Genomic DNA, 12,794 nt, shown 5'->3' on the forward strand with positions numbered 1-12,794 from the left:
CCATCAGTCCCTCAGCTCCAGCACACCCGAGATCCCCGGCCTTCGGGACACCGGGGCGTCGTCCAGGGCCGCGTCGTCGGCTATGCGCCCGTCGAAGAAGCTGATCACGCGGTCGGCGGCGCTCGCCAGCCGGGCGTCGTGGGTGACCAGGACGATGGTCTGCCCGCGCCCGTGGAAGCGGGACAGCAGCCGCATCACCTCGCGTGTGCCCCGGCTGTCCAGGCTTCCGGCGGGCTCGTCGGCCAGCAGCAGCGGGGGATGGTTGACCAGGGCACGGGCGAGCGCGACCCGCTGCTGCTCGCCGCCGGACAGCTCGCCCGGCATGCTGCGCTCCTTGCCCGCGAGGCCCAGTTCGGCGAGGAGCGCCTCGCGTTCGGCGCGGGCCTTCTTCGGCGGGACGCCGGCGAGCAGGGCGGGCAGCTCGACGTTGTCGGCGACGGACAGGTTCGAGACCAGGTTGAAGAACTGGAACACGATCCCGATGGCGGTGCGGCGCTCCACCGCCCAGCGCGCCTCGCTGAAGGAGTCCGTGCGGCGGCCGTCGAGCCAGATGCTGCCCTCGTCGGGGCGCTGCAGTCCGCCGAGCAGATGCAGCAGCGTCGACTTTCCGGCTCCGGACGGCCCGGTGATCGCGACGAACTCGCCCCGGGCCACGCTCAGGTCGACCCCGCGGACCGCGTGCGCGGGCGCGCCCTCGCCGCGGTGCGTCTTCACCAGGCCCTCGGCCCGAAGCACCAAAGCCTGCTCGGCGGGCGGTGTCGGAGGGTGGCCGTCGCTCACTCCAGCTCCTCCAGTTCCTCCTGGCACCGCTCGAGCCAGTCGAGGTCGGCCTGCAGATGCAGCATCGCGCCCTCGATGAGCAGGTGGGCGATGCGGTTGTCCCGGTTCTCGGCCGTGGCCAGCTTCGAAAGATTGCGCATGGTGGTGAGGTACTGGCGCCGCTGCTTGTTGATGAGGGCGATCTGGTCGGCGAGACCGGTCTGCGGGGCGAGGGCGAGCTTCATGAAGAACTCGTCCCGCACCCGCGGCTCGTCCTCGGTCTCCTCGAACCAGGCGTGCAGCGCTTCCCGCCCGGCGTCGGTGAGGTGGTAGACCTTCTTGTTGGGCCGGCTGGACTGCTCGATGTCCTCGCCCTCGATCAGTCCCGACTTCTCGAGGCGGCTGAGGGTGACGTAGATCTGGCCGACGTTCGGCTGAGGGTACGCGGAGCCCAGCAGTTGCTCAAGGTCCTGCTTCAGCTCGTAGCCGTGGGCCGGGCCGCGGGCGAGGAGTGCCAGGAGGGGCAGGCGCACTCGTGCTGTCCTCCTGTCTGCTCAATGTGCTCCAGGCCCCTAGGGCCTGCCGTCATTCTCCCGTCTGCCCGGCGGCGTCTGGCACGCACGCTCGCCGCGTTGCCGAACCGCCCACGTGACTCCGCCACGAGGGCGATCCGGCGCCTTGCGATCGCACGCACCAGACGCCGCCGGGCCCGCCCCATGGGCGGACGACGGGAGAATGACGCCAGCCCCTAGTATCGCCCATACCTAACAGGTATACATGGCCTCTGACTCCCGGCGAGGACGCCGAAGTCGTGTGTACGTGTTCAGGGAGGAACCTATGCGGTGGACAAGCACCGCCGGTAGGGGGCCCCGGATACGTGCCGTCGGCCGGGCTCTCCTCGTCCTTGCCGTGCTCATGACCGGGTACGTCGCCTCCGGCGCGCGGGCCGACGAGAGCGCCGGATCCGGTCGAGGCCCGCTCACCCTGGCCACCGCCGGCGACCTCACCGGCTATCTGGGCCCGCTGCTCCAGGGCTGGAACCGCACCCACCCCGGCGAGAAGGTCACCCTGGTCGAGTTGCCGGACTCCGCCGACGAGACCCATGCGCAGATGACCACCGATCTGCGCGGCGGCGACCGGGGACGGTTCGACGTCCTCAACATCGACGTCAACTGGACCTCGGAGTTCGCGGCGGCCGGCTGGATACGGCCCCTCCCGAGGGACCGCTTCCCCCTCGACAGTTTCCTGCCGCCGGTCGTGGACACGGCCACCTACGACGGACGCCTGTACGCGGTCCCGTACGTCACCAACGCCGGACTCCTCCTCTACCGCAAGGACATCCTCGCCAAGGAGGGCGTGCCCCCGCCGCGCACCTGGGCCGAACTGGAGCACGACGCGAAGACCATCGCGCCCAAGTACGGACTCGGCGGCTACGCGGGCCAGTTCCTGCCCTACGAGGGCCTCACCGTGAACGCCGCCGAGGCGGTCTACTCGGCGGGCGGCACGATCCTCGGCGACGAGGGCACCCGCGTCACCGTCGATTCCGCCGCCGCCCGCGAGGGAATCGGCTTCCTCGCCCGCGGCATCCGCGAGGGCTGGATACCGAAGGCCGCGCTGACGTACAAGGAGGAGGAGTCCAAGCAGGCCTTCCAGGACGGCAGGCTGCTCTTCCTGCGCAACTGGCCCTACGCCTACGCCGTCGCCTCCGCCAAGGGCTCCGAGGTGGCCGGGAAGATCGGCGCCGTACCGCTGCCCGGCCCCGACGGGCCCGGGACCAGTGTGCTCGGCGGCTCCGACCTCGCCGTCAACTCCCATGCCCGGCACCCCGATTCGGCGGCGCGCCTGATCGCCTACCTCACCAGCGCGCCCGTCCAGCGCCAGGTGCTCACCCGGGGCGCGCTGCCGCCGGTACGCGCGGCGCTCTACGAAGATCCCGCGCTGGTGCGGCGGTTCCCCTACCTCCCGACCCTGCGCACGGCCGTGCTCACCGCCGCCCCGCGCCCCAAGAGCGCGCGGTACGACCAGGTCAGCCTGGTCGTGCAGGCCGTCGTGCACGACGCGCTGACCGGGCACGAGACGCCCGCGGCAGCGGTGCGCCGGTTGGCCCGGGAGCTGGCGGCCGTCTCCGGTCGCTAGTTACTTGTTAAGTAACGCGGACATCTCATCTCTCGTGGAAGTGCACGGATAAGTCCGTATTTGAGACCGCAACTCAGCAGTAGCATCCGTTCTTTTCATTGACACCTTCGCGATACGCCTACCTAACATGCATGCATGTTGAGTAAGTACCACTGGTGGCGCGACGCGGTGATCTACCAGGTGTACGTCCGCAGCTTCCTGGACAGCACCGGTGACGGCATCGGCGATCTGGCCGGCGTCCGCGCCGGGCTGCCGTACCTGAAGAAGCTCGGCGTCGACGGCATCTGGCTGAGCCCGTTCTATCCCTCGCCGCAGCACGACCACGGCTACGACGTGGCCGACTACTGCGGAGTCGACCCGCTCTTCGGCGACCTCGCCGAGTTCGACCTGCTGATGGCGGCCGCCCGGCGGCTCGGCATCAAGGTGCTGCTCGACATCGTGCCCAACCACTGCTCCAGCGCGCACCCCTGGTTCCGCGAGGCCCTGGACAGCGCACCCGGCAGCCCGGCCCGCGCCCGCTTCCACTTCGCCGACGGTCGCGGCCCGGACGGCGGTGAGCCGCCCAACAACTGGCACGCGATGTTCGGCGGCCCGGCCTGGAGCAGGGTCGGCGACGGCCAGTGGTACCTGCACATGTTCACGCCCGAGCAGCCCGACTGGAACTGGCGCGACCCCGAGGTCACCGCCGAGTTCGACCGGGTGCTGCGGTTCTGGCTGGACCGGGGTGTCGACGGCTTCCGCATCGACGTGGCGGCCGGGCTGTACAAGCACCCCGAACTGCCCGACTCCGACGACCCCGAGGCCGACGCCCGCACCCGCGACTCGGTCAACCCGCTCGCCTGGAACCAGCCCGAGGTGCACGAGGTGTGGCGCTGGTGGCGCGCCGTGTGCGAGGAGTACACCGCCCGCGACGGCCGCGAACGGCTCCTCGTCGGCGAGGTCTCCGTCCCCACCGCCCGCGAACACGCCCTGTACGTCCGCCCCGACGAACTCCACCAGGCCTTCTTCTTCGACCTGCTCGGCGCCCCCTGGGACGCCGACGCCTTCCGCAAGGTCGTCTCCGAGGCCATGCAGGACATCGCCGGCACGGGCTCGACGGTCACCTGGGTGCTCAACAACCACGACCAGGTGCGCACCGTCACCCGCTACGGCGAACCCGCCACCGGGGGCAGCGGCCTCGGTGCCGCCCGCGCCCGGGCCGCCGCGCTGCTGATGCTGGCGCTGCCCGGAGCCGCGTACATCTACCAGGGCGAGGAACTCGGCCTGCCCGAGGTCGTCGACCTGCCCGACGACGTGCTCACCGACCCGATATTCCGCCGCACCGGCAGCCGCGCCCGGATCCGTGACGGCTGCCGGGTGCCGCTGCCCTGGTCCGGACAGGCCTCCCCGTTCGGCTTCACCTCCGGCGCGGACGGCGCCAAGCCGTGGCTGCCGCAGCCGGAGTACTTCGCCGAGCACGCCACCGACCGCGCCCTCGCCGACACCCGCTCCTTCTGGCACCTCTACCGCGACGGCCTCCACCTGCGCGCCTCACTGCCCCAGCTGGGCGAAGGCGCGCTGAACTGGCTGGACACCCCGCCCGGCGTCCTCGCCTTCACCCGCGGCGACGGCCTGGTCTGCGCCGTCAACTTCGGTACGGCCCCCACACCCGCGCCGGTCTCCGGCACCCCGCTGCTCTCCAGCGGCCCCTGCCCGCCCGGCGTCCTGCCCGCCGCCACGGCGGCCTGGTGGCTGAGCGACCTCTGATCCCCCGTCAACCCATCTCGTCAACCCACCTCGTCAACTCCCCTCGACCGAAAGGTCCGTCAACGATGATGCGACGACGCACGACCCTGCTCACGAGCTGCACCGCCCTCGCCCTCGCGCTCGGCGCCACCGCCTGCGGCGGCGGACCGGTCTCCGCGGGCGGCGGCGACAAGGCACTCGACGGCCAGACCGTCACGGTGGCCGGTGTCTGGTCCGGCAGCGAACAGAAGAACTTCCAGAAGGTGCTGGACGCCTTCACCGAGAAGACCGGCGCCAAGACCCAGTTCGTGTCCACCGGCGACAACGTCTCCACCGTCGTCGGCAGCAAGATCGAGGGCGGCAACGCGCCCGACGTGGTGATGGTCCCGCAGGTCGGCGTCCTCGACCAGTTCGCGAAGAAGGGCTGGCTCGAGCCGCTCTCACCGACCGCGCGAGCGACGATCACCGCCGACTACGCCCCCGTGTGGAAGAAGTACGGAAGCGTCGGCGGCACCCTGTACGGCCTGTACTTCAAGGCCGCCCACAAGTCGACCGTCTGGTACAGCCCCGCCGCCCTCGCCCAGGCCGGGGTCAAGCCGCCGAAGACGTACGACGCGATGCTGAAGGCCGGGCACACGGTCTCCGACTCCGGGCTCGCCGCCTTCGCGGTCGCCGGCCAGGACGGCTGGACCCTCACCGACTGGTTCGAGAACATCTACCTCTCCCAGGCCGGACCCGAGAAGTACGACGCCCTCGCCGCCCACAAGCTGAAGTGGACCGACCCGAGCGTCGTCGAGGCGCTCACCACCCTCGGCAAGCTGTTCAAGGACAAGCAGTTGATCGCGGGCGGCCAGAAGGAGGCCCTGAACACCGACTTCCCGGGCTCGGTGGAGAAGGTGTTCGGGCCGGGGCCCGAGGCCGGCATGGTCTACGAGGGCGACTTCGTGGCCGGTGTCGCGCACGACCAGTTCGGCAAGGCCATCGGCAAGGACGCGAACTTCTTCCCGTTCCCGGCGGTCGGCGGCGGCACCGCACCGGTCGTCAGCGGCGGTGACGCCGCGGTCGTCCTCAAGGACGGCAAGAACGCCAAGGCCGGCATGAAGCTCCTGGAGTACCTGGCCACCCCCGAGGCCGCGGCCGTCTGGGCCAAGGCGGGCGGCTTCCTCTCCCCGAACAAGAAGCTCGACCTCTCCTCGTACGGCGACGACGTCTCCCGCGCCACCGCCAAGTCCCTCGTCTCGGCCGGTGACTCGGTCCGCTTCGACATGTCCGACCAGGCCCCGGCGGCCTTCGGCGGCACCAAGGGGGCGGGGGAGTGGAAGCTCCTGCAGGACTTCCTGCGCGACCCCTCGGACCCGAAGGGGACCGCCGCACAACTGGAGTCCGCCGCGGCCAAGGCCTACCAGGACTGACCATGACAACGACCACTGTTGTGAAACAGCAGGCGGCCCCGCGGGCCACCGGCGCGGCGCACGGGCGCCGCGGCCGGCGGCCCGCCCGGCTGGTCGCCCTGCTCTTCGTCTTCCCGGCGCTGCTCCTGCTCGGCGCGCTCGTCGTCTACCCGGTGCTGTTCTCCGTCGGCCGCAGCTTCTTCGACGCCTCCGGCACCCGGTTCGTGGGCGGCGACAACTACGCCGAGATGTTCCGCGACCCGGCGACCCTGAAGGCCGTCCGCAACACCACCATCTGGGTGGTCGTGGCCCCGGCCCTGCTGACCGGCCTCGGCCTGATCCTGGCCGTCCTGGTGGAGAAGGTCCGCTGGGCCACCGCGTTCAAGCTGCTGCTCTTCATGCCGATGGCGGTCTCCTTCCTCGCCGCCGGCATCATCTTCCGACTCGCCTACGACGAGGACCCGGACAAGGGCGTGCTGAACGCGGCCGTCGTCTCCGTCCACGACGCCTTCACGGGCACGTCGTCCTACCCGACGGCCCGCGGCCGCGAGGGCCTGCTCACCGAGGACCGGGACGGCTCGTACCGCATGACCGCCTCCGCCGGCCACTCGGTGACACTCCCGATGGTCGGCGTGCTGCCCAAGGACCTGCCCCGGAACACCTCGCCCGCGGCCCCGGCGGCCGGCCGCAAGGCCGCGTCCGGCGAGGTGCGCGGTGTCGTCTACCTGGACTTCACCCCCGGCGGGGGCGGCAGGCAGGGCAAGGTCGACCCGAAGGAGAGCGGGCTGCCCGGCATGAAGGTCGAGGCGGTACGGGACGGCGGCACGGTCGCGAGCACGACGACCGCCGCCGACGGCTCCTTCACGTTCTCCGGGCTGCACGCGGGCCCGTACACCGTGAAACTCCCGGAATCGAACTTCGCCCCGCCCTACCAGGGCGTCTCCTGGCTCGGACCGACACTCGTCACCCCGGCGATCATCGGCGCCTACCTGTGGATCTGGACCGGCTTCGCGATGGTCCTGATCGGCGCGGGGCTGTCCGCCCTGCCCCGGGACGCGCTGGAGGCCGCGCGGATGGACGGCGCGAACGAGTGGCAGATCTTCCGAAGGATCACCGTGCCGCTGCTCGCACCCGTGCTCACCGTGGTCTTCGTGACCCTCGTGATCAATGTGATGAAGGTCTTCGACCTCGTCTACATCATCGCGCCCGGACCGGTGCAGGAGGACGCCACGGTGCTGGCCACACAGATGTGGCTGGTCTCCTTCGGCGGCGGCAACAACCAGGGCCTCGGCAGCGCCCTCGGCGTGCTGCTCCTGCTCCTGGTGATCCCCGCGATGGTGTTCAACGTCCGCCGCTTCCGCAACAGCCAACGATGAGGAGTCAGCGATGAACGCGATCAGGCGGGGCCTGGGCAACGGCCTGGTGCAGGCCTTCCTGGTGGTGATCGGCCTGGTCTGGCTGACCCCGCTGGCGGGCCTGTTCCTCTCCTCGCTCCGCTCGGCGCAGGACACCGCGAAGGGCGGCTGGTGGACGGCGCTGGCCAGCCCCGGCCGACTGTCCTTCGACAACTACACGGCGCTGCTGAAGAACTCCGGCATGACCCAGGCCTTCTGGAACACGGTCCTGATCTCGGTACCGGCCACGACGCTCGTCGTGGTCATCGCGGCCCTCGCCGGATACGCCTTCGCCTGGCTGGACTTCCCGCTCCGCGAGCCGCTCTTCCTGCTGGTGGTGGCCCTGCTGGTGGTGCCGGTCCAGATCGGACTGCTGCCCGTGGCCAAACTCTTCGGCGCGCTCGGCCTGTTCGGCACGATCCCCGGCGTCGTGCTGTTCCACGTGGCCTACGGACTGCCCTTCGCCGTGTTCCTGCTGCGCAACTACTTCGCGGAGATGCCGAAGGAGATGCTGGAGGCGGCGCGGATGGACGGCGGCAGCGAGTGGCGCATCTTCACCCGGTTGGTGCTGCCGGTGGGACGCCCGGCGATCGCCTCACTCGCGATCTTCCAGTTCCTGTGGGTCTGGAACGACATGCTCGTCGCCCTGCTCTTCGCCGACAGCTCCTCCCAGCCGCTGACCGTGGAACTCCAGTCCCAGATCCGGCAGTTCGGCAGCAACATCGACGTGCTGGCGCCGGGCGCGTTCCTGTCCCTGATCGTGCCGGTGGTCGTGTTCTTCGCCTTCCAGCGGCACTTCGTGCAGGGCGTGATGGCGGGGTCGGTGAAATGAGAAGCGGCGGGAACCGGAGTTCCCGCCGCCGCTACAGGTGGTTCGGCCTCACGGCGAAGCCGGCGGGTACAGCGACCGGGGCAGCTGCGAAGCTGCCGCCGAGTCCAGCAGCCACAGCGTCCGGGAGCGGCCGTACGCCCCCGCCGCCGGCGCCTGGATCTCGCCGGCGCCCGACAGGGCGATGGCCGCGGCCTCCGCCTTGTCCTCGCCGGCGGCGAGCAGCCACACCTCGCGCGCCGAGCGGATCGCCGGAAGGGTCAGGCTGATCCGGGTCGGTGGCGGCTTGGGCGCGCCGTGCACGCCGACCACGGTGCGCTCGGTCTCCCGTACGGCCGGCAGCTCGGGGAAGAGCGAGGCCACGTGGGTGTCCGGGCCGACGCCCAGCATGAGCACGTCGAAGGTGGGCACCGGGCCGTGGTTCTCCGGCCCTGCCGCCTTCGCCAGCTCCGCCGCGTACGCCTCGGCGGCCGCGTCGACGTCCGTGCCGTACGGGCCGTCGGAGGCGGGCATGGCGTGCACGCGCTCCGGGTCCAGCGGTACGGAGTCCAGCAGGGCCTCGCGGGCCTGCGTGACATTGCGCTCCGGGTCGCCCTCGGGCAGGTAGCGCTCGTCGCCCCACCACAGGTCGAGGCGGGCCCAGTCGATGGCGTCCCGTGCGGGCGCCGCCGCCAGCGCGGCCAGCAGGCCGTTGCCGTTGCGGCCGCCGGTGAGGACCACGGACGCGGTGCCCCGGGAGGCCTGCGCGTCCACGATCTTCGTGATCAGGCGGGCCGCGGCGGCCTGCGCCATCAGCTCCTTGTCGTGGTGGACGACCAGCTGCGGAGTGCTCACTTCGCCGCCGCCTTCCTCGCCGGTGCCTTCTTCGCGGTCTTGGCCGAGGCCTTCTTCGCCGGTGCCTTCGCCGTCTTTGCCGCCGCTTCCTCGGCCGCTTCCTCCAGCGGCTCCGGCTCGGCGGCCGTGGACTGCGGCTCCGGTGCGGTGTTCAGCCGCTCCACTCCGTAGCGCAGCGCCGAGGCGTAGGTGTCGTCCGGGTCGAGCCGGCGCAGCTCCTCCGCGATCAGCTCGGCGGTCTCCCGCCGCTTCAGCGCCACGGCGCGGGCCGGCTGGCCCTCGATGGACAGCGTGGCCAGCGAACCGTCCGCGCGGTCCAGCACGATCGGGCCGCAGCTCGTGTTCATCCGGACTGCCGTGAGACCGGGACCGGACGACAGCAGGCGCTTGACGGGGACGTCCAGCCGCTCCGCGAGCCACATCGCCAGCAGCTCACAGCTCGGGTTGAACTCCTCGCCCTCCACCTCGACGGCCTTCACCTCACAGGTGACCTGGTCCAGGGCCGCCGCGAGCATCGAACGCCACGGCGTGATCCGGGTCCAGGACAGGTCGGTGTCGCCGGGCGTGTAGGCCGCGGCGCGGGCGGACAGCTCCCGCACCGGCTGCTCGGCGGCGTAGGTGTCGGTGACCCGGCGCTGCGCGAGCGCGCCGAGCGGGTCCTTCGCCGGGTCCAGCGGGGCGTTCACCGGCCACCACACGACCACCGGTGCGTCCGGCAGCAGCAGCGGCAGCACGACCGAGTCGGCGTGGTCGACGACCTCGCCGTACAGCCGCAGTACGACCGTCTCGCCGGTGCCCGCTTCCGCGCCGACCCGCACCTCGGCGTCCAGCCGGGACGTCGTACGGTCGCGGGGGGAGCGGGAGACCCGCTTGATGACCACCAGCGTGCGCGAGGGGTGCTCGCGCGACGCGTCGTTGGCGGCCTTCAGCGCGTCGTAGGCGTTCTCCTCGTCGGTGACGATGACGAGGGTCAGGACCATGCCGACGGCGGGGGTACCGATGTCGCGGCGGCCCTGCACGAGCGCCTTGTTGATGTCGCCGGCGGTGGTGTCGGTCAGGTCGATCTTCATGGCCGGCGCCAGCTCCGTCCGTCTCGTGCGAGCATCTCGTCCGCCTCGGCGGGGCCCCAGGTGCCCGACTTGTACTGTGCGGGCCTGCCGTGCCTGTCCCAGTACTCCTCGATCGGGTCGAGGATCTTCCAGGACAGCTCGACCTCTTCCGTGCGCGGGAAGAGGTTGGCGTCGCCCAGCAGCACGTCCAGGATGAGCCGCTCGTAGGCCTCCGGGCTGGACTCCGTGAAGGACTCGCCGTAGGCGAAGTCCATGGAGACGTCCCGGATCTCCATCGAGGTGCCGGGCACCTTGGAGCCGAAGCGGACCGTGATGCCCTCGTCGGGCTGGACGCGGATGACGATCGCGTTCTGGCCCAGCTCCTCCGTCGCCGTGTGGTCGAAGGGGGAGTGCGGGGCCCGCTGGAAGACGACGGCGATCTCCGTCACACGTCGGCCGAGGCGCTTGCCGGTGCGCAGATAGAAGGGGACGCCCGCCCAGCGGCGGTTGTCGATCTCCACCTTGATGGCCGCGTAGGTGTCGGTCTTCGACTTCGGGTCGATGCCGTCCTCTTCGAGGTAGCCGATGACCTTCTCGCCGCCCTGCCAGCCGCCCGCGTACTGACCGCGCACGGTCGACTTGCCCAGGTCCTTCGGCAGCCGGGCGGCGCCGAGCACCTTCTCCTTCTCGGCGGCCAGCGCGTCCGCGCCGAAGGAGGCGGGCTCCTCCATGGCCGTGAGAGCCATGAGCTGGAGCAGATGGTTCTGGATGACGTCACGGGCGGCGCCGATGCCGTCGTAGTAGCCGGCGCGGCCGCCGATGCCGATGTCCTCGGCCATGGTGATCTGTACGTGGTCCACGAAGGACCGGTTCCAGATCGGCTCGAACATGGTGTTGGCGAAGCGCAGCGCCAGTATGTTCTGGACGGTCTCCTTGCCGAGGTAGTGGTCGATCCGGAACACCTGGTCCGGCTCGAACACCTCGTGCACGACCTTGTTCAGCTCCTCGGCCGACTTCAGGTCGTGCCCGAACGGCTTCTCGATGACGGCGCGCCGCCAGGAGCCGCCGGTCTGGTCGGCCAGCCCGTGCTTCTTCAGCTGCTGGATGACCACCGGGAAGGAGCGCGGCGGCACCGAAAGGTAGAAGGCGAAGTTGCCGCCCGTGCCCTGTGCCTTGTCCAGCTCCTCGATGGTGGAGCGCAGCCGCTCGAAGGCGTCGTCGTCGTCGAAGGTGCCCTGGACGAAGCGCATCCCCTGGATGAGCTGCTGCCAGACCTCTTCACGGAAGGGAGTGCGGGCGTGCGCCTTGACGGCGTCGTGGACCTCCTGTGCGAAGTCCTCGTTCGCCCATTCGCGGCGGGCGAAGCCCACCAGCGAGAAGCCCGGCGGCAGCAGACCTCGGTTGGCGAGGTCGTACACCGCGGGCATCAGCTTCTTGCGGGACAGGTCGCCCGTGACACCGAAGATGACCAGACCTGACGGCCCCGCGATGCGCGGGAGCCGTCGGTCGGCCGGGTCACGAAGCGGGTTCGCTCCGGAACCGGAAAGGGGTGACAAATCAGCCCTCCGAGGGGGTGAGGCGCTTGAGTTCCGCCTCGGTCGACTTCAGCAGGTCGTTCCAGGACGCCTCGAACTTCTCGACGCCTTCGTCCTCCAGCACCTGGACCACGTCGTCGTACGAGATCCCGAGCTTCTCGAGCGCGTCGAGCTCGGCACGGGCCTGCTCGTACGTGCCGCGAATGGTGTCGCCGGTGATCTGCCCGTGGTCGGCGGTGGCCTCCAGGGTGGCCTCCGGCATGGTGTTGACCGTGTTCGGCGCCACCAGGTCGTCGACGTACAGGGTGTCCTTGTACGCCGGGTCCTTCACGCCGGTCGACGCCCACAGCGGACGCTGCTTGTTGGCGCCCGCCTTCTCCAGCGCCTTCCAGCGGTCGGTGGAGAAGACCTCCTCGTACGCCTGGTAGGCGAGGCGCGCGTTGGCGAGGGCGGCCTTGCCGCGCAGCGCCTTGGCCTCCGGGGTGCCGAGGGCGTCCAGGCGCTTGTCGATCTCGGTGTCCACGCGGGACACGAAGAAGGACGCCACGGAGTGGATCAGCGACAGGTCGAGACCCTTCTCGCGCGCCTTCTCCAGACCGGTCAGGTACGCGTCCATGACCGCGCGGTAGCGCTCGAGGGAGAAGATCAGCGTGACGTTGACGCTGATGCCGTTGCCGATCGTCTCCGCGATCGCCGGCAGACCCGCCTTGGTCGCCGGGATCTTGATCAGGGTGTTGGGGCGGTCCACCAGCCAGGCCAGCTGCTTGGCCTCGGCGACGGTCGCCCTGGTGTTGTGGGCGAGGCGCGGGTCGACCTCGATGGAGACCCGGCCGTCCTGGCCGCCGGTGGCGTCGAAGACCGGGCGCAGGATGTCGGCGGCGTCGCGGACGTCCGCCGTCGTGATCATGCGGATGGCCTCGTCGACGGTGACCTTGCGGGCGGCGAGGTCCGTGAGCTGCTGCTCGTAGCCGTCGCCGCCGCTGATCGCCTTCTGGAAGATCGTCGGGTTCGTGGTGACGCCCACGACATGCGAATCGTCGATCAGCTCGGCGAGGTTGCCGGACGTGATCCGCTTGCGCGACAGGTCGTCCAGCCAGATCGCGACGCCTTCCTCGGAGAGGCGCTTCAGTGCGTCTGTCATG

General features: G+C 70.6%; 11 protein-coding genes. 5 read left to right on the top strand and 6 right to left on the bottom strand.

Annotated elements, in window-relative coordinates; translation table 11 throughout:
• Positions 1 to 3 precede the first annotated feature (3 nt).
• Complete coding sequence (locus AQI95_RS21395; protein ID WP_079071380.1) at positions 4 to 780, bottom strand: ABC transporter ATP-binding protein; 777 nt, start codon at positions 778 to 780, stop codon at positions 4 to 6.
• Positions 777 to 1,292, bottom strand: coding sequence for a PadR family transcriptional regulator (locus tag AQI95_RS21400; RefSeq protein WP_067125831.1), 516 nt, complete (start codon positions 1,290 to 1,292; stop codon positions 777 to 779). The genes AQI95_RS21395 and AQI95_RS21400 overlap by 4 nt, the downstream gene beginning before the upstream one ends.
• 304 nt (positions 1,293 to 1,596) lie before the next feature.
• Here AQI95_RS21400 and AQI95_RS21405 point away from each other — a divergent pair, with 304 nt between their 5' ends.
• From AQI95_RS21405 to AQI95_RS21425, 5 genes are all read left to right on the top strand, one after another.
• On the top strand, positions 1,597 to 2,895 hold the full coding sequence (locus AQI95_RS21405) for an ABC transporter substrate-binding protein (RefSeq protein WP_067125833.1): 1,299 nt from the start codon (positions 1,597 to 1,599) through the stop codon (positions 2,893 to 2,895).
• Between the two features lie 135 nt (positions 2,896 to 3,030).
• Positions 3,031 to 4,641 (top strand): glycoside hydrolase family 13 protein, encoded by a 1,611-nt coding sequence (locus AQI95_RS21410; RefSeq protein WP_208614230.1) that lies wholly within the window; start codon positions 3,031 to 3,033, stop codon positions 4,639 to 4,641.
• 65 nt (positions 4,642 to 4,706) lie between these two features.
• On the top strand, positions 4,707 to 6,032 hold the full coding sequence (locus tag AQI95_RS21415; RefSeq protein WP_067125836.1) for an ABC transporter substrate-binding protein: 1,326 nt from the start codon (positions 4,707 to 4,709) through the stop codon (positions 6,030 to 6,032).
• A 2-nt stretch (positions 6,033 to 6,034) separates the two neighbouring features.
• Positions 6,035 to 7,387, top strand: a complete 1,353-nt coding sequence (locus tag AQI95_RS21420) for an ABC transporter permease (RefSeq protein WP_067125838.1) — start codon at positions 6,035 to 6,037, stop codon at positions 7,385 to 7,387.
• A 10-nt stretch (positions 7,388 to 7,397) separates the two neighbouring features.
• Positions 7,398 to 8,237, top strand: coding sequence for a carbohydrate ABC transporter permease (locus AQI95_RS21425; RefSeq protein WP_067125841.1), 840 nt, complete (start codon positions 7,398 to 7,400; stop codon positions 8,235 to 8,237).
• 48 nt (positions 8,238 to 8,285) lie between these two features.
• On the opposite strand, the gene pgl is transcribed toward AQI95_RS21425, so the two are convergent.
• From pgl to tal, 4 genes are read right to left on the bottom strand one after another with little or no spacing between them, the layout of a single operon-like run.
• Positions 8,286 to 9,068 carry a 6-phosphogluconolactonase gene (pgl, locus tag AQI95_RS21430; RefSeq protein WP_067125843.1) on the bottom strand — a complete coding sequence of 261 codons (783 nt, stop codon included), beginning with the start codon at positions 9,066 to 9,068 and terminating at the stop codon, positions 8,286 to 8,288.
• On the bottom strand, positions 9,065 to 10,138 hold the full coding sequence (gene opcA, locus AQI95_RS21435) for a glucose-6-phosphate dehydrogenase assembly protein OpcA (RefSeq protein ID WP_067125846.1): 1,074 nt from the start codon (positions 10,136 to 10,138) through the stop codon (positions 9,065 to 9,067). The genes pgl and opcA overlap by 4 nt, the downstream gene beginning before the upstream one ends.
• Complete coding sequence (gene zwf, locus AQI95_RS21440; RefSeq protein WP_067125849.1) at positions 10,135 to 11,673, bottom strand: glucose-6-phosphate dehydrogenase; 1,539 nt, start codon at positions 11,671 to 11,673, stop codon at positions 10,135 to 10,137. The genes opcA and zwf overlap by 4 nt, the downstream gene beginning before the upstream one ends.
• 1 nt (position 11,674) lies before the next feature.
• Positions 11,675 to 12,793, bottom strand: coding sequence for a transaldolase (gene tal / locus AQI95_RS21445; RefSeq protein ID WP_067125852.1), 1,119 nt, complete (start codon positions 12,791 to 12,793; stop codon positions 11,675 to 11,677).
• Between the last annotated feature and the right edge of the window lies 1 nt (position 12,794).

This window comes from Streptomyces yokosukanensis, from assembly GCF_001514035.1.
Classification (GTDB): Bacteria; Actinomycetota; Actinomycetes; order Streptomycetales; family Streptomycetaceae; genus Streptomyces; species Streptomyces yokosukanensis.

Excerpts from the sequence above, each read along its gene's own strand:
- AQI95_RS21420 (WP_067125838.1), top strand. The coding sequence starts at position 6,035 with ATGACAACGACCACTGTTGTGAAACAGCAGGCGGCCCCGCGGGCCACC.
- AQI95_RS21410 (WP_208614230.1), top strand. The coding sequence starts at position 3,031 with ATGTTGAGTAAGTACCACTGGTGGCGCGACGCGGTGATCTACCAGGTG.
- opcA (WP_067125846.1), bottom strand. The coding sequence starts at position 10,138 with ATGAAGATCGACCTGACCGACACCACCGCCGGCGACATCAACAAGGCG.
- AQI95_RS21425 (WP_067125841.1), top strand. The coding sequence starts at position 7,398 with ATGAACGCGATCAGGCGGGGCCTGGGCAACGGCCTGGTGCAGGCCTTC.
- tal (WP_067125852.1), bottom strand. The coding sequence starts at position 12,793 with ATGACAGACGCACTGAAGCGCCTCTCCGAGGAAGGCGTCGCGATCTGG.
- AQI95_RS21405 (WP_067125833.1), top strand. The coding sequence starts at position 1,597 with ATGCGGTGGACAAGCACCGCCGGTAGGGGGCCCCGGATACGTGCCGTC.
- AQI95_RS21415 (WP_067125836.1), top strand. The coding sequence starts at position 4,707 with ATGATGCGACGACGCACGACCCTGCTCACGAGCTGCACCGCCCTCGCC.